Origin of the sequence: Streptomyces sp. NBC_01428 (genome assembly GCF_036231965.1) — a bacterium.
In the GTDB taxonomy this organism is placed as follows: domain Bacteria; phylum Actinomycetota; class Actinomycetes; order Streptomycetales; family Streptomycetaceae; genus Streptomyces.
This window is the reverse complement of record NZ_CP109499.1, coordinates 5,668,841-5,684,652: the sequence shown is the minus strand read 5'-3', so window position 1 is coordinate 5,684,652 and position 15,812 is coordinate 5,668,841. Positions and strand designations below refer to the sequence as shown.

Annotated in this window: 14 protein-coding genes; 1 reads left to right on the top strand and 13 read right to left on the bottom strand. The window is 70.8% G+C overall.

The window, feature by feature from the left end; translation table 11 throughout:
• Positions 1–90 precede the first annotated feature (90 nt).
• The 7 genes from OG406_RS24605 to OG406_RS24575 form a co-directional block, all read right to left on the bottom strand.
• Positions 91–1,740: a beta-N-acetylhexosaminidase gene (locus tag OG406_RS24605; protein WP_329190956.1), complete on the bottom strand. Its 1,650-nt coding sequence runs from the start codon at positions 1,738–1,740 to the stop codon at positions 91–93.
• Between the two features lie 8 nt (positions 1,741–1,748).
• The gene (locus tag OG406_RS24600; protein ID WP_164374951.1) at positions 1,749–2,603 is read right to left on the bottom strand and encodes a carbohydrate ABC transporter permease; all 855 of its coding nucleotides are present in this window, start codon (positions 2,601–2,603) and stop codon (positions 1,749–1,751) included.
• Complete coding sequence (locus OG406_RS24595; protein WP_329187797.1) at positions 2,600–3,589, bottom strand: carbohydrate ABC transporter permease; 990 nt, start codon at positions 3,587–3,589, stop codon at positions 2,600–2,602. Before OG406_RS24595 ends, OG406_RS24600 begins: the two co-directional genes overlap by 4 nt.
• 4 nt (positions 3,590–3,593) lie before the next feature.
• Positions 3,594–4,907, bottom strand: a complete 1,314-nt coding sequence (locus OG406_RS24590; RefSeq protein ID WP_164374953.1) for an extracellular solute-binding protein — start codon at positions 4,905–4,907, stop codon at positions 3,594–3,596.
• A 148-nt stretch (positions 4,908–5,055) separates the two neighbouring features.
• Positions 5,056–5,664 carry a hypothetical protein gene (locus OG406_RS24585; protein ID WP_329187795.1) on the bottom strand — a complete coding sequence of 203 codons (609 nt, stop codon included), beginning with the start codon at positions 5,662–5,664 and terminating at the stop codon, positions 5,056–5,058.
• Positions 5,665–5,777: 113 nt separating this feature from the next.
• Positions 5,778–6,077: a DUF3039 domain-containing protein gene (locus OG406_RS24580; RefSeq protein WP_081217546.1), complete on the bottom strand. Its 300-nt coding sequence runs from the start codon at positions 6,075–6,077 to the stop codon at positions 5,778–5,780.
• Between the two features lie 85 nt (positions 6,078–6,162).
• Complete coding sequence (locus OG406_RS24575; RefSeq protein ID WP_081217547.1) at positions 6,163–6,735, bottom strand: YqgE/AlgH family protein; 573 nt, start codon at positions 6,733–6,735, stop codon at positions 6,163–6,165.
• A 281-nt stretch (positions 6,736–7,016) separates the two neighbouring features.
• Between OG406_RS24575 and murA the strand changes: the two genes are divergently transcribed.
• Complete coding sequence (gene murA, locus OG406_RS24570) at positions 7,017–8,357, top strand: UDP-N-acetylglucosamine 1-carboxyvinyltransferase (protein ID WP_081217549.1); 1,341 nt, start codon at positions 7,017–7,019, stop codon at positions 8,355–8,357.
• A 192-nt stretch (positions 8,358–8,549) separates the two neighbouring features.
• Here the strand turns inward: murA and OG406_RS24565 are convergent, their stop codons facing one another.
• The 6 genes from OG406_RS24565 to OG406_RS24540 all read right to left on the bottom strand — a co-directional run bounded on the left by OG406_RS24565 (position 8,550) and on the right by OG406_RS24540 (position 15,727).
• Positions 8,550–8,831 (bottom strand): HU family DNA-binding protein, encoded by a 282-nt coding sequence (locus tag OG406_RS24565; protein ID WP_007382399.1) that lies wholly within the window; start codon positions 8,829–8,831, stop codon positions 8,550–8,552.
• A 375-nt stretch (positions 8,832–9,206) separates the two neighbouring features.
• Positions 9,207–10,640, bottom strand: a complete 1,434-nt coding sequence (locus OG406_RS24560; protein ID WP_081217550.1) for an NAD-dependent malic enzyme — start codon at positions 10,638–10,640, stop codon at positions 9,207–9,209.
• 421 nt (positions 10,641–11,061) lie between these two features.
• The gene (locus tag OG406_RS24555; RefSeq protein WP_329187793.1) at positions 11,062–13,479 is read right to left on the bottom strand and encodes a HelD family protein; all 2,418 of its coding nucleotides are present in this window, start codon (positions 13,477–13,479) and stop codon (positions 11,062–11,064) included.
• An 83-nt stretch (positions 13,480–13,562) separates the two neighbouring features.
• A complete protein-coding gene (locus OG406_RS24550; RefSeq protein ID WP_266620004.1) occupies positions 13,563–14,345 on the bottom strand; it encodes an anti-sigma factor family protein in 783 nt (260 codons plus the stop codon).
• Positions 14,346–14,383: 38 nt separating this feature from the next.
• Positions 14,384–14,914 (bottom strand): sigma-70 family RNA polymerase sigma factor, encoded by a 531-nt coding sequence (locus OG406_RS24545; protein ID WP_037619265.1) that lies wholly within the window; start codon positions 14,912–14,914, stop codon positions 14,384–14,386.
• 225 nt (positions 14,915–15,139) lie between these two features.
• Complete coding sequence (locus OG406_RS24540) at positions 15,140–15,727, bottom strand: CGNR zinc finger domain-containing protein (protein WP_329187790.1); 588 nt, start codon at positions 15,725–15,727, stop codon at positions 15,140–15,142.
• Positions 15,728–15,812: the final 85 nt, after the last annotated feature.

Sequence of the window (15,812 nt, the reverse complement as noted above, 5' to 3'; positions counted from 1 at the left end):
GGGGCCTTTCTCCTTTTGGGGTCACCGGGCCGAAGAGCGGCGCGTGGGGAGCGGGGAGCGGGGTGCGGGGCATGCCGGTCCGCGGCCGCCTCACACGTTCGGAGGCGCTCCCTCGATCGGGCGTCCGAGGACCCCGGGCCGGCGCTGCCACGGCAGCGGTCCGGCCGGCGGCCGGTAGCCCACCCCGAGGGCGTCGAGGCGCGTGTAGTGGTCGGTCATCCGGTGTTCGAAACCGGCGAAGTCCCGTTCTGCGGGCGCCGGGAGACGGCTCCAGGCGACCTCGGCGAACGCGGCGAGCCGCGGGAACGCCTGGTAGTCCACGCGGGTGTGGTCCTCCATCACCTCGGTCCACAGGTTGGCCTGCGTGCCGAGCACGTGCCGCGCCTCCGCCTCGGTGAGTTGCGAGGGAACGGGCTCGAAGCGGTAGACGTCCTCCAGGGTGCGTACGTACGCGATGGGGACCGGCTCGTCCTCCCCCGCGGCCTGGCGGTAGTCCAAGTACACGTGCTGCTCGGGGCACATGACGACGTCGTGGCCCGCGCGCGCGGCCGTGACCCCGCCCTGGTAGCCGCGCCACGAGGAGACCGCGGCGCCCGGCGCGAGCCCGCCCTCCAGGATCTCGTCCCAGCCGATGAGCCGACGCCCGCGCTCGGAGAGCCACGTGTCGAAGTGCCGGATGATCCAGGACTGCAGGGCGTTCTCGTCGGCGAGCCCGAGTTCCTTGATGCGGGCCTGCGCGGTGGGCGACTGCTTCCACTGGTCCTTGGGGCACTCGTCGCCGCCGACGTGGAAGAAGCCCGAGAACTCCGGGAAGCGCGCCGGGTCCGCGGGGAACAGGTCGAGGAGTTCCTCGAAGACCCCCTCGTAGAAGCGCAGGGTGTCGTCGGTGGGGGCGAGTACGTTTTTGGCGATGCCCCAGTTGTCCCAGACGGTCAGCGCGGCCGTGTCGACGACGTCGGTGTTGCCCAGTTCCGGATACGCGGCGATGGCCGCCTGCGAGTGCCCCGGGATGTCGATTTCCGGGACGACGGCGATATGCCGGTCGGCCGCGTAGGCGACGATCTCGCGGATGTCGTCCTGGGTGTAGAAGCCGCCGTGCGGCTTGTCGTCCCACAGCGGTGAGGCGCGGTGGCCGAATTTGGTGCGGGCCCGCCAGGAACCGACCTCCGTCAGCTTCGGGTAGCGCTTGATCTCGACACGCCACCCCTGGTCGTCGCTGAGGTGGAAGTGGAAGACGTTGAGTTTGTGGGCGGCCAGCAGGTCGAGGTAGCGCAGGACGCCTTCCTTCGGCATGAAGTGCCGTGCCACGTCGAGCATGAGACCGCGCCAGCGGAATCGGGGGGCGTCCTCGATGGTGCGGGCCGCGATTTCCCGGGACGCCACCGGGCCGACGGGGGCGCGGCGAAAGGCGTCGGGGCCGAGGAGTTGACGCAGTGTCTGCGCGCCCCAGAACACACCGGCCGCGTCGCCGCCCCGGATCTCGGCGCCGGCCTCCCCGATGTCGAGCCGGTACGCCTCCGCTCCGAGGGTGTCGTCGAGGAGCAGCCGCACCCCGCCGGAAGCGTCCTGCGGCGCAGGTCGCAGGGGCAGTCCGAGGGCGGCGCCGAGCGTCGAGCGCAGCCAGCGTTCGGTGCCCTCGGTGCCGGGGGCCGCGGACAGTGTGGTGTCCACGCCGAGGGTGAACGCCCCGCGCTCGCCGCCCTCGACGGCGAGGGGCGCCGGAATCAGGCCCGTTTCCATCATGTCCATCAGTCCTTTACCGCTCCGCCGAGGCCGGAGACGAGTCGTCGCTGCACGAGAACGAAGAAGATCAGCACCGGAATCGTCATCACCGTGGAAGCGGCCATCACGCCGCCCCAGTCGGGTTCGTCCGGCTTGTAGAAGACGAGAAGAGCCATCGGCAGGGTGGACTGCGAGGTGTCGCTGATGATGAAGGACTTGGCGAACAGGAAGTCGTTCCAGGCCGAGATGAAGGAAAACACACTGGTGGCCACGAGGCCGGGGAGGACCAGCGGGAAAAGGATCTGCCAGAGGAATCGCGCGCGGCTCGCGCCGTCGATGTAGGCGGCCTCCTCCAGCGCCTCCGGAACGGCCTTCACGAAACCGCGCAGCATCCAGATCGCGAAGGGCAGCGAGAAGGCGATGTGCGGCAGGATCAGCGAGCCCAGGGTGTTCAGCTGACCGGCGTCGCGCATGACGAAGAACAGCGGGATCGTCAGGGCCTCGACGGGCACCATCTGGGCCACCAGGAACATGATCAGCAGGGTGGTCCGGAATCGGAAGCGGAATCGCGTGACGGCGGTCGCGGCGAGAAACGCGATGAGTGCCGACGCGATCACCACGGAGCCCGCCACGACGAGGCTGTTGAGGAAGTAACGGCCGAATTCCTGCTGCCCGAAGACGCGGCGGAAGGAATCCAGGGTGGGCGAGGCCGTCCAGGGCCGGGGCGTGGTGGACTCGATCTCCCCGGCCGGCTTGAAGGCGCCGAGCACCATCCAGTAGAGGGGGAAGGCGACCACGACGGCGACGAGCAGGGCGGTCGTCTCGGCGGCGAGCCGCCAGGGACGCCGCGGGCGCCGGACAACACCCTTGAGCAGGCTCACAGTTCCTCCCCCTGTCGGCGCAGCAGCCGCAGGTAGACCAGCGTGACGGCGAGCAGCAGCACCAGCATGGCGACGCCGATGGCCGAGCCGAGGCTGTACTGGGAGGCGGCGAACGCCTTCTGGTAGGCGTAGACGTTCAGGACGAGGTTCTGCCCGGCGATGCCGCCGCCGCCCGTCATGACGTAGATCTGGGTGAAGACCTTGAAGTCCCAGATGACCGACTGGATGGTGACGACGACCAGGATCGGCCGGAGCATCGGCGCGAGCACCGACCGCCAGATCCGCCACTGCGAGGCGCCGTCCAGGGCGGCCGCCTCCAGGACCTCGGACGGTACGGCGCGGATGCCCGCGTAGACCGTGACCATCACGAACGGGAAGGAGCACCAGACCACTTCGAGCAGGACGAGGGCGAAGGCGCTGAGGCGGCCGTAGGTCCAGGAGTGGTCGCCGAGTCCGAACACCCGGTTGACGGGGCCGAAGTCGGGGTCGAAGAGGAACAGCCAGACCGTGGACCCGGTGACCGCGGGGGTCGCCCAGGCGCCGAGCGCGGCCAGCATCAGCGCGAGCCTCGGCAGGGCCCGTACGCGGGTGAGCAGTACGGCGAGCGCGCATCCGGTGGCCAGCGTCGACACCACGCAGGCCGCGGCGAACAGCACGGTGGCGAGCAGCACCTGCCAGAACTGTTCGTCGGCGAAGAGTTCGGTGTAGTTGCCGAAGCCCACGAAGGTGGTCGGCTGTCCTCCGCTGACCTGGGCCTGTGTGTACTCCAGGAAGGAGATCAGGCCGAGTTGGTAGATCGGGTAGACGAGCAGGCCGCCGAGGACGACCAGGGCGGGCGCGAGGTAGAGCCAGGGGGTCCGGCCGGCCCGCCCGCGCGGGGAGGGGCCGGCCGCGGGTCCGCGGCCACGGCGCCCGGCGGGACGGGGGACGGCCCTGGTGGCCGCCCTCCGTCCGGGGCGCTCGGCGAGGGTGTCGGGCGTCGCCATCCGCTCAGCCCGCGGAGCTGAACGCGTCGTTCATCTTCTTCGCCGCGTCCTCGGACGCCTTCGCCACGTCCTTCTTGCCGCTGACGATCTCCTGGAACATCGTCGGCAGGACCAGCGAGGCGTCGATCTGCGCCCAGGCGGGCGAGGCCGGCACGAACCTGGCGCCGGACGCGAGGGTCTTCACGAACGGCGCGACGAAGGGCTCGCGGTCGGCGACCTGTTCGCGGACGTCGGTGTAGGTCGGCAGGAAGCCCATCGCGTCGAAGAGTTCGCTCTGTGTCTTCTTGGACGCGAGCTGTTCCATCAGGTCGACGGCGAGTGTGCGGTGCGCGGTGCTCTTGAGGACACCGAGGTTGTTGCCTCCCGCGAAGGCGGGCGCGACCGAGCCGGCCTTCACACCGGGCAGCGGCACCACCGCGTACGTGCCCTTGACCGTCCCGGCCTCGACCGCCGCGTGGCTGAAGTCGCCGCCGATCGCCATCGCGGCCTTGCCCGAGGCGAAGGCGGTCACCGTGTCGTTGCCGCCCATGCCCGCGCACTTGGCGGCGGGACAGTTGGTGTCGCCGAAGAGCGAGGTGTAGGCCTTGATGCCCTTCCGGGCCTCGGCGCTGTCGATGGCGGAGGCGTAGGAGCCGCCCTTGCCCTGGGCGAGTTCACCGCCGTTGGCCCAGATGAACGGCATCGCGCCGTACGTGTAGGCGCCGCCCACGGCGAGCCCGTACAGGTCGGGCTTCGCGGCGTGGATCCTGCGTGCGGTCTCGGCCAGTTCGGCCTGCGTCTTCGGGACGGTGAGGTCCAGTTCCTTGAAGACGTCGGTGCGGTAGTACAGGGCGCGGACACCGACGAAGTACGGGGCGCCGTAGACCTTGCCGTCCACGGTGACCGACTGCCGTGCGGTCGGGTCGGTGTCCTTGGCCTCGTCCCAGGCGGCGAACTCCCCGGAGATGTCGGCGAGTCCGCCGTCCTTCACGTATCCGGCGGTGTCCGTGTTGCCGTACTCGATGACGTCCGGGGCGCTCTTCGGGTCGTTGAAGGCGGCCTTGATGCGCTGGGCGCGGGTCTCCACGGGGATGTACTCGATGTTCACCCGCGCGCCCTTGTGGGCCTTCTCGAAGGCGGCGACGGCCGCGTCGACCACCTTCTCCTTGGGCTTGTTGCCGACCTCCTGGAAGAGCCAGACGCGCAGGGTGCCGCTCTTCTCGTCCTTGCCGGACGAGGAGTTGTCGGAGGTCTGGGGGGCGCAGGCGGTGGCGACGACCAGGGCCGCGAGGGCGGCGGCCGTCCGGGCGGCGCGGATTCTGGGAGCAGAGAGCTTCATCGAGCGTCCTCCGGTGGGGGTGCGCGCGTTGCAACATGCGCAATGGCGGTTTTGCTCTGCACAACACCCCGGAGGCTATGGAGTACATGAACATGCCCACAAGAGGTCTCAACCACTCTGTGACCACGCGACGCACTCCGTGCAACGCTCAGCCCTCGGCCCCCTCCACGTCGCCCGTCTTGTCGCGCTTCTCCACACGCTTCTCGCGAGCGGCCCGCCCCGCGGCCCGCCTGCTCACCACGGACAACGCGCGGATCGACGCGACGAGCAGCCACGCGTGACCACCCAGGGACAGCACCCCCCACTGCCGCTCGGCCGCGGGTCCGGTCGCCAGCAGGACGGCCCCTCCGAAGAGGGCACCCGCGGCGGCGCACTCGAGCTTCACCAGCGGGTGAGGCAGCAGCACTCCCCTCAGGAACCGCTCCCCGCACCACCACCGGAGCAGGCCGCCGGCGCCGACGAACACGAGGGAGGCGCACAGGGGCGCGGCGAGCACCACGGTCCACGTCGGCGGCGGGTGACCGGCCTCGCCCTGCCGCGCGAGCAGAAGGCCGCAGGCCCCGGTCACCGCCCCGCACAAAGCGACGGCCAGCTCGGCCAGATCCTTCGCCTCCGAGCCCCCGTCGCCGTACACCCCGTCGTTGACGGCGCGCCTCTCGGCGACCCGCCTCCGCAGACCGGGACCGCACCGCCCGGCCCCCGGGCCGTGCCCCCCTCCGCCGAGGACCGCGTCCAGGACGCGCAGCAGCAACTCCACACCCCACCCCTTCCCTCCGACCCCGCGCACGACAAGGCCGCGGCGTCCCTCGTCAGGGACACCGCGGCCTCGCGCGGTCCACGCGGCGTACTGCGCCGGGGAGAGCCGTGGCGTTACTTCTTGTCGCCGCCGCCCTTGCCCTGGTCGCCGCCGGCGCCCATGGACTCGAAGATCTCCTTGCACATGGGGCACACCGGGTACTTCTTCGGGTCGCGGCCCGGCACCCACACCTTGCCGCACAGCGCCACGACGGGCGTGCCGTCCAGCGCGCTCGCCATGATCTTGTCCTTCTGGACGTAGTGGGCGAAGCGCTCGTGGTCCCCGTCGCCGTGCGACACCTGCGGCGTCGGCTCCACGAGGGTCCCCGTCCCCGTGCCTCGCTGGGGCTGGGTCTCAGGCTCAAGAGTGCTCATGGAGCCAAGGGTACTGGGGCCGGAGGCCATCAGTTGAGGGAAGGGTCGCGTGCCACTCCGAGGAGCCGCGGGGGCCCCACGGGGCTCAGTTCAGGGAGGGGTCGTCCGGGTACGTCGCCACCATCGCCAGTTCGCTGCGCTGGCGGCGCAGGACCTCGCGCCACAGCCCTTCCGGGGCCGGCGAGGAGACGTCCCCCGGCTCGGACTCCACGACGTACCAGGCGCCCTCCCCCAGCTCGTTCTCCAGCTGGCCCGGGCCCCAGCCGGCGTAACCGGCGAAGATGCGCAGGGAGCCGAGGGCCGAGGCGAGCAGCTCCGGCGGGGCCTCCAGGTCGACGAGACCGATCGCCCCGTGCACCCGCCGCCAGCCGAGTGGCGCCCGCTCGGCCGACGCCCCGCCCGGGATGACCGCGACGCCGAGCGCCGAGTCCAGCGAGACCGGGCCGCCCTGGAACACGACACCCGGCTCACCGGCGAGGCCGGCCCAGGCCTCCAGGATGTCCCCGACGCCCACGGGGGTCGGCCGGTTGAGGACGACACCGAGGGAGCCCTCCTCGTCGTGGTCGAGGAGCAGCACCACCGCGCGGTCGAAGTTCGGGTCCGCCAGGGCGGGCGTGGCCACGAGCAGCCGCCCTGTGAGCGAGGACACCTCGGTCATGCCAGACATGATCCCGCACATTCCCGTCCCGTGGGGAGCCAATACCCGTACGCGAGTGAATGCAGCTCAGGGCGCAACGGAGCGCCGACCGCGCACGCCGGGGGCGGTGACCCCGCGTGCCCGTTTCGGAACGGTTCGTGTTGTGGCAAAGCTATGACGCACCTGAGGCGTCCGTGGGCTTACAGAGGGGGGGTGGGCGGCCATTACCCTTGCTGTTCGGCTCCCGTACGACCGGCCTGCCGACGACTCACACCTGCCCAACTCATCGGAACGCGAGATACATGACCGTCAACGACGATGTCCTGCTTGTCCACGGCGGAACCCCGCTTGAGGGCGAGATCCGTGTCCGCGGTGCGAAGAATCTCGTACCGAAGGCCATGGTCGCCGCCCTCCTGGGCAGTGGTCCGAGCCGACTGCGCAACGTCCCCGACATCCGCGACGTGCGTGTCGTGCGCGGACTGCTGCAGCTGCACGGTGTGACCGTCCGTCCGGGTGAGGAACCCGGCGAGCTGGTCCTCGATCCGTCCCATGTCGAAAGCGCGAACGTCGCTGACATCGATGCCCACGCGGGCTCGTCGCGCATCCCGATCCTCTTCTGCGGCCCGCTGCTGCACCGTCTCGGCCACGCCTTCATCCCGGGCCTCGGCGGCTGCGACATCGGCGGCCGGCCGATCGACTTCCACTTCGAGGTGCTGCGCCAGTTCGGCGCGAAGATCGAGAAGCGGGAGGACGGCCAGTACCTGGAGGCCCCGCAGCGACTGCGCGGCACCAAGATCCAGCTGCCTTACCCCTCGGTCGGCGCGACCGAGCAGGTGCTGCTCACCGCGGTGCTCGCGGAAGGCGTCACGGAGCTCTCGAACGCGGCGGTGGAGCCGGAGATCGAGGATCTGATCTGCGTCCTGCAGAAGATGGGCGCCATCATCGCGATGGACACCGACCGGACGATCCGCATCACCGGTGTGGACACGCTCGGCGGCTACACCCACGCGGCCCTCCCGGACCGTCTGGAGGCCGCCTCCTGGGCTTCCGCGGCCCTGGCGACCGAGGGCAACATCTACGTCCGCGGCGCCCAGCAGCGGTCGATGATGACGTTCCTGAACACCTACCGCAAGGTGGGCGGTGCCTTCGAGATCGACGACGAGGGCATCCGCTTCTGGCACCCGGGCTCGCAGCTCAAGTCCATCGCCCTGGAGACGGACGTCCACCCCGGCTTCCAGACGGACTGGCAGCAGCCGCTGGTCGTCGCCCTGACGCAGGCCACCGGCCTGTCGATCATCCACGAGACGGTGTACGAGTCCCGGCTGGGGTTCACCTCCGCGCTCAACCAGATGGGCGCGCACATCCAGCTCTACCGTGAGTGCCTCGGCGGCTCGAACTGCCGATTCGGGCAGCGCAACTTCCTGCACTCCGCGGTCGTTTCGGGCCCGACGAAGCTCCAGGGCGCCGACCTGGTCATCCCCGACCTGCGCGGCGGCTTCTCGTACCTCATCGCGGCGCTGGCGGCCCAGGGCACCTCGCGGGTCCACGGCATCGACCTGATCAACCGCGGCTACGAGAACTTCATGGACAAGCTGGTGGAGCTGGGCGCGAAGGTCGAGCTCCCCGGCAAGGCGCTCGGCTGACCCAGCCTCTCGGCTCCGGCCCCCGGCAGGCACTTGCGGCTGGGGGTCCGGGGGTCATCCCCCGGGCAGGCACAGCATGGACAAGCTCGTGGCGATACGTACGCCGATGGGGCGGCCCCCCTGAAAGGGGCCGCCCCATCGGCGTTCCGCGCCTCGTACGTGTCCCGTCCTACGGGAACGTACCGGCCAGGACTACTTGCCCTTGGCGGCTTCCTTGAGCTTGCTGCCCGCGGAGACCTTCACGCTGTAGCCGGCCGGGATCTGGATCGGGTCGCCGGTCTGCGGGTTGCGCGCGGTGCGAGCGGCACGGTGGGTGCGCTCGAAGGTCAGGAAGCCGGGGATGGTGACCTTCTCGTCGCCCTTGGCGACGATCTCGCCGACGGTCTCGGCGAAAGCGGCCAGAACGGCGTCGGCGTCCTTGCGGGTCACCTCGGCACGGTCGGCCAGCGCGGCCACCAGCTCACTGCGGTTCATGTTGTTACTCCCGTGTTCTTCTTGCTGTTGAGGCGTGCCACGCGGCGGAGCCGCATATCCGGCACAGTGAAGCCGATGCTGCCAGGGTCCTCGGTCGGCCCCCGGACCCGGGTCCGTAGCCAGACCGTCGCGCCCGAAGACGCATCCTGCCCCCACCTGCGGCGGGAAAGCCAATCCGGCACCCCTGGGAGTCACACGAACACCCTTGGGGGTCACACGGAAAGGCCTGCGAGGCCTGAGCCTGGCCGCCACCATAGAGGCGGCCACTGGCCCCGCGTTCCGCGACGCGCCGGGTTGCGGGCGGTCGTGGCGCCCGTCACAGGCGGGCCACCGGCCGCTTCCGGCCGGTTCTGCGGTCCGGCCCGGCCCGCTCGGCTACGCGGTCGTACTGGCCGCGTCCGTCACCCCCGCCGCCTTCGCGGCGTTGCGCACCGCTCCGGCGACCGCGCCCGCGACCTTGTCGTTGAAGACGCTGGGGATGATGTAGTTCGGGTTGAGTTCGTCCTCGGTCACCACGTCCGCGAGCGCGGCAGCGGCGGCGAGCATCATCTCCGTGTTGACGGTACGCGACTGGGCGTCCAGGAGGCCACGGAAGACGCCCGGGAACACCAGGACGTTGTTGATCTGGTTGGGGAAGTCGGAGCGGCCGGTGGCGACAACGGCCGCCGTCTGCCGGGCGATCGCCGGGTCGACCTCGGGGTCGGGGTTCGCGAGCGCGAACACGATGGCGTTGTCGGCCATCCGGGCCACGTCGTCGCCGTCGATCACGTTCGGGGCCGACACGCCGATGAAGACGTCCGCCTCGCGGACGGCCTCCTTCAGTGTGCCGGTGAGGCCCTCGGGGTTGGTGTTGTCGGCGATCCAGCGCAGCGGCGAGTCGGGGGCCGCGGCGACGAGGTCGGAGCGGTCCGCGTGCACCACGCCGTGGATGTCGGCGACGACGGCGTTCTTCACACCGGCGGCGATCAGCAGCTTGAGGATGGCCGTGCCGGCCGCGCCCGCGCCGGACATGACGACGCGGATGTCACCGATGGCCTTGCCCGCGACACGCAGGGCGTTCGTCAGCGCGGCGAGCACCACGATGGCCGTGCCGTGCTGGTCGTCGTGGAAGACGGGGATGTCGAGCGCCTCGCGCAGCCGGGCCTCGATCTCGAAGCAGCGCGGCGCGGAGATGTCCTCCAGGTTGATGCCCGCGAAGCCGGGGGCGATGGCCTTCACGATCTCGACGATCGCGTCGGTGTCCTGGGTGTCCAGGCACAGCGGCCAGGCGTCGATGCCGGCGAAGCGCTTGAAGAGGGCCGCCTTGCCCTCCATGACGGGCAGCGCGGCCTTGGGGCCGATGTTGCCCAGGCCCAGCACGGCGGAGCCGTCCGTCACGACCGCAACGGAGTTGCGCTTGATGGTGAGGCGGCGGGCGTCCTCGGGGTTCTCGGCGATCGCCATGCACACCCGCGCCACGCCCGGGGTGTAGATCATGGAGAGGTCGTCACGGTTGCGGATCGGGTGCTTGGACTGCATCTCGATCTTGCCGCCGAGGTGCATGAGGAACGTACGGTCGGAGACCTTGCCGAGGGTGACGCCCTCGATGTGGCGCAGCTGTTCGACGATCTCGTCGGCGTGCGCGGTGGAGGTCGCCGCGATGGTGACGTCGATCTGGAGCTTCTCGTGGCCGGATGCGGTCACGTCGAGGCCGGTCACCGAGCCTCCGTTGGACTCGACGGCCGTGGTGAGCTGGGAGACCGCCGTTCCGCTCGCGGGCACCTCCAGCCGGACCGTGTTCGAGTAGGAGACGCTGGGCGCCGTTGCCATGGCCGACTTCCTCTGCTTTCACCGTGTCACTGCGTTTGTGCCGTCCGATCGTCGCACCTACCCCTGAGTACGTGGTAGTCGCCCCGGATTGCGAACGTTTTGTTCGCGAGGGGCTCGCGGTTTCGGAAAACGGATTCCACCATACGAGAATCGGCCGGGCAACGAAAGAGGCCCACGTCACGGGGTGACGTGGGCCTCTTCAGGTCCTCCGAGGAGGACGACGTTCATGACACCGACCCGCCATGCTCGCCTCGCGGCAAGTGGTCGCTCGTAGCGACGAAGGTTGGGCCCGGGGGCTTGGATCGAGCCGGTGTCACGTCAAAGGTAACAAAGGATCCCCGTAAGGCAATTCCCGTCCCGGGAGTTCTTTTTCGGCGAGGCGTGGGGCGGGGGCGGACCGGAGCGGTCGAAGCGGACGGGGTCAGTCCCTGAGCAGGTCGGGGACGCCGGACGCGTCGGGATCGTCGCGGTCGCTGGAGACGACGGTCAGCTGCTGGGTCGCCCGTGTCAGGGCGACGTACAGGACCCGCAGCCCGGCCGGCGACTCGTCCGCGATCTCCGCGGGCGACACGACCACGTTCGCGTCGTACTCCAGCCCCTTGGCCTCCAGGCTGCCGAGGGCCACCACGCGGTCCCCGAGCCCGGCGAGCCAGCGGGCGGCCTCCTCGCGCCGGTTCATGGCGACGACGACACCCACCGTGCCGTCGACGCGGTCGAGCAGCCGGGCCGCCTCGGCGCGCACGGTCTGGGCGAGGGACTCCCGGACGACGGCGAAATGCGGCTCGACGCCCGTGGACCGGACCGCGGAGGGCGAGTCCGAGCCCGGCATCGCGAGCGCGAGGACCTTGGCGGCCAGCTCGGCGATCTCGGCCGGGTTGCGGTAGTTCACGGTGAGCGTGAACCGGCGCCGGGGGCGGGTGCCGAGGGCCTCGTCGCGCGCCTCGGCCGCCTCGTCCGGGTCGGACCAGGACGACTGGGCCGGGTCGCCGACGACCGTCCAGGTGGCGTGCCGGCCACGACGGCCGACCATCCGCCACTGCATGGGCGTGAGGTCCTGTGCCTCGTCCACGATGACGTGGGCGTACTCGGTGCGCTCCTGGGCGAGCCGCTCGGCGCGCTCGCGCTGCGACTCCTCGCGCACCGGCATCAGCTCCTCCAGGCCGGTGAGCTGGTCCAGCGGGTCCAGGTCGCGGCGCTTCCTGGGCCGCGCGGGCATCCCGACGATCGCCTGGAGCTCGTCGAGCATCGCCACGTCGTGCACGGACAGCCCGTCCCGCTTCAGCGAGCGCGCCACCCGGCGCACCTCGCCCGGGTTGAGGATCCGCCGCGCCCAGCGTCCGAGCCGCCGCTCGTCGGCCATCGCGGTCAGCACGCCGCGCGGGGTCAGCTCGGGCCACCAGGCGTCCAGGAACGTCAGGAAGCTGTCCTCGGAGGTGACGTCCTCGTCGAACGAGGAGCGCAGTTCGGCGGCAAGCTCCGGGTCGGAGTGCCGGGTCCCGGCGCCCGACCGCGCCCACAGCGCGTCGAGCAGCAGCTTGCGGGCGCGCGGGCGCAGCAGGTTGACCGGCGCCGTCCCGCTGAGCGCGTTGTGCTTGATGCGGTCGAGTTCGGCGGACTCCAGCTCGACGCGGCGTCCGAAGGCCACGACCCGCAGCCGGGTGGGGGGTCCGGCGGGCGCGGTGTCGGGTTCGCCGAAGGCGAGCTGCCCGGAGGCCGCTTCACGGGAGCCGCCCGACCCGTTCCGGCCGTTCGCTCCGCCCGGCGTCTCCAGCGCCCCGCGGGCCGCCTTCCGCAGCACCTTCAGCATCCGGTACGACCCCTTGGCGCGGGCGACCGCGGGAGAGTCGTACAGCGTGGCGCTCACGCCGTCGACGAGGGAGCCGATCGCGCGGATGGCGACCTGGCCCTCCTCGCCGAGCGAGGGCAGGACGCCCTCGGTGTAGGCGACGAGCAGCGGGGTCGGGGAGACGATCAGGATGCCGCCCGCGTACCGGCGGCGGTCCTGGTAGAGGAGATAGGCGGCCCGGTGCAGGGCCACCGCGGTCTTGCCGGTGCCGGGGCCGCCCTCGACGTAGGTCACGGAGGCGGCGGGGGCGCGGATCACCAGGTCCTGTTCGGCCTGGATCGACGCCACGATGTCGCGCATGGAGTGGCTGCGGGCCTGGCCGAGCGCGGCCATCAGTGCGCCGTCCCCGACGACGGAGAGCCGGCGGCCGTCCAGCGCGGCCGTCAGCTCGGGGCGCATCAGGTCGTCCTCGACGCCGAGGACCTTGCGGCCCTTGGAGCGGATGACGCGGCGCCGTACGACCCGGCCCGGGTCGACCGGGGTCGAGCGGTAGAACGGGGCCGCGGCGGGCGCCCGCCAGTCGATGACCAGCGGCGAGTAGTCGGCGTCCAGGACGCCGATACGGCCGATGTGGAGCGTCTCGGCGATGTCGGCGGTGTTGTCCTCGCGGACCGCGCCCTCGGCGGGCTCGACCGCCGTGTACGCGCCGTCGGGGCCCTTCTTGCCGTCCTTCCCGAGGAGCAGGTCGATCCGGCCGAAGAGGAAGTCCTCGAACTCGTTGTTGAGCCGGTTGAGGTGGATTCCGGCGCGGAACACCTGGGCGTCGCGTTCCGCGAGCGCTCCGGGCGTGCCGACCTGACCGCGCTGGGCGGCGTCGTTCATCAGGAACTCGGCCTCATGGATCTTCTCCTCGAGGCGCCGGTAGACCCGGTCCAGATGATGTTGTTCGACGCCGATCTCCCGGTCCCTCACGGAGTCGTCCTGGGCGGACTTCTCCGCTGCGGACGGACGGACCGAACCGACCGCGGATTCCTGCTGAGCCTGAGCGGCCACCGGGCCCCCTTCTGACGTGCTGGGCAGCCGTCAACCGTACGCGAAGGGGGGCCCGCCGGGCTACGTGCGCGCCCGGGGTTCGCTCACGCGTCCACTTCGACGAGCCGCTTCCCGTCGAAGGTCATGACCTCGAAGTGGTCGATCTGGTTCGGCGTGAAGGCCGCGCCTCCGTGCACGTAGAGCGGCTGCTTCGCCTCCTCGGCCTTGGCGTTGGGGATGCCGTAGCCCCACTTCGGGACCGCCCAGGTGGTGACCGTCTCGCGCTCGCCGTTCTTGCCGACGGCGATCAGGGAGCACTTGAGCGGGCCCTTGACGTTCTTGAGCTGGAGGACGGCGTGGGTACCCCAGTCCTTCGGCTCGACGGCGACGACGGCGTTGACCTTGGTGGTCGGGTCCGTGGCCTGCGTCTTGTCCGTCATCACGTCGAAGGCGGCCTTGGCGGGGCTGGTCGCGTGCGCCTGCGGCACGGTCGTACCGCCGTCGCTGCCGCCGTTGACGGCCATGACGGTCAGCGGACCGCCGACGATCAGTGCGGCCGCGGCGGCCACCAGGTACATTCCACGCCTGCGCTTGTGGGCGCGGCGTGCCGCGACCTCGTCGACCAGTCGCTCCGCGAGCCGTGGGCTCGGGCGGGCCGAGAGGGACTCCGCGATGGCCGGGCTGCCCTGCGAGGCGGGCAGGTCCGCGAGCGCGGCGAGCATCGGCTCCATCCCGGCCAGCTCGTCGAGCTGCTGGGCGCACCACTCGCAGGTCGCCAGATGCTCCTCGAAAGCGCTTGCCTCGGCGTCGTCGAGGATGCCCAAGGCGTAGGCGCCGACGGTTTCGTGGATGTCTCCGGGGCCTTGCTGTCCCCGCGGACCCTGCATGGCTCCCGGACCACCTGTTCCGTAACCCCCGTACGTGTTCATGCCGTCACCCCCCGCTCCTCCAGAGCCAGCTTCATCGACCGCAGGGCGTAGAACACCCGGGAGCGCACGGTGCCGCTGGGGATGCCGAGGGTCTCGGCCGCCTCATTGACCGTACGCCCTTTGAAGTATGTTTCGACCAGTACCTCCCTGTGAGCAGGGGTCAGGTCGTCCAGCGCGTCCGACAGTGTCATCAGCCACAACGCCTTGTCGATCTCGTCCTCCGCGGGGATGACCTCCAGCGGCGACGGGTCGACCTCCTGCGGCCGGGCCTGCCGACTGCGGTGGCCGTCGATGACGATGCGTCGGGCGACCGTCACCAGCCAGGGGCGTACCGAACCGGTCGCTCGATTGAGCTGGCCGGCGTTCTTCCAGGCACGGATGAGTGTTTCCTGCACGACGTCCTCGGCACGCTGCCGGTCGCCTGCGACCAGGCGCAGCACGTACGCCAGCAAGGGCCCCGCGTGTTCCCGGTACAGCGCACGCATCAGCTCCTCGTCGGGTTCGGTCGACGAGGACTGCTGAGACATGCGATGTCGGGCCCTTGGCCTACGTTCGTCAGCCACGGCGGAATCCTTGCGCACGCCTACCTCCGGTGTCCGGGGGTTCCCCCAGTCGGTCGCTCATCACCGGGTACGTGTGCTGGTACGCGGGTGTTCAAAGTGCACAGGGTTTTTTCTGTTTGAGTTGTGAAGACAGCGAAAAGGAAGCGTATCGATCACCTCCGGTCACAGGAGGATCACGGACGGGTGTGGTCAGGCGCGGGCCAGGGCCGCCCTGCGGCGATGCCGGGCCACCCGCTCCCGATTGCCGCACACCTCGCTCGAACACCATCGTCGCCGCCGGCCACGCGAGGTGTCCAGATAGACGATCGGGCAGTTGTCACCCTCGCACTGTCGCAGACTCGCCCGCGCCGCAGGGTCGGTGAGCAGATCGAGGGTGTCCCGGGCCACCACGGCGAGCAGTTCGGCGCAGCCGGGCTCGGTGTGCAGCCGCCGGCGCAGCGAGCCGTCGTCGGCGCGGACGGCCCAGGGAGCGGGCGGCGCGGCCAGGGCCGCGGCGTTGACCCGGGCGAGCGCGCTGTCGGCGGGCCGGCCGTCCAGCTCGCCGCGCACCAACTGGGAGATGTGCCCGCGCAGTTCCCGGAAGCCGAGCAGCCAGAGGGTGTCCACCGAGATCAGTGGGGTGTCCGCGGGCACCAGGCCGGACGCGACGACCCAGGCGCGCAACCGGCCCGCGGAGTCGAGCCGTTCGTCGGGATGGGTGGTGGCCGTCAGGTCCAGGCAGATCCGCCCGGAGTCGAACCGCAGGTCGTACGAGGCTGTGGCCGTGCCCGCTGCCATGCGCCTGTCACCGCCTTGGGGTCACCCGCCGTGGTCCCTCCTACAGTGCATGCCCGCACGCCGTGCCGGAAGACTCCGTACCGCC